The sequence below is a fragment of the Pseudomonas sp. CFBP 13719 genome, from assembly GCF_014842095.1.
GTDB lineage: Bacteria > Pseudomonadota > Gammaproteobacteria > Pseudomonadales > Pseudomonadaceae > Aquipseudomonas.
In genome coordinates this window covers 1-377 of the sequence record NZ_JACYVB010000025.1, presented here as the reverse complement: position 1 = coordinate 377, position 377 = coordinate 1, and the positions used below count along the sequence as shown (strand labels likewise).

At 56.0% G+C, this 377-nt stretch carries 1 protein-coding gene; it reads left to right on the top strand.

The window, feature by feature from the left end; all coding sequences use genetic code 11:
- On the top strand, positions 1–359 hold a 359-nt coding region (locus IFT57_RS26840), incomplete at its 5' end, for an RNA-guided endonuclease InsQ/TnpB family protein (RefSeq protein WP_192153237.1).
- Positions 360–377: the final 18 nt, after the last annotated feature.

The following is a 377-nucleotide window of genomic DNA, read 5'->3' as shown; positions in this document are numbered from 1 at the left end:
CGCTGGTAAAGAGACACGCAGCCATCTTCGTTGGCAACGTGAACGCCAAGGCCCTGGCAAAAACCAGCATGGCGAAATCCGTGCTTGATGCCGCCTGGTCGACGTTCAGAACACAACTCCAGTACAAGGCCATCAGGCATGGAGTGGTGTTTGCAGTGGTCAACGAAGCGTTTTCAACCCAAACCTGCTCGTGCTGTGGTGTTAATCCGCCCAGCAGTCCGAAAGGTAGAGCCGGACTTGGAATAAGGCAGTGGACGTGCAGTGATTGCGGTTCGATTCATGATCGAGACGTCAACGCCGCACGGAACATTGCCCGCCTGGGACTTCAGGCGCTTGCAGAAGGAATCCCCGCTCTTTAGGGCGGGGAGGAAGTCAAA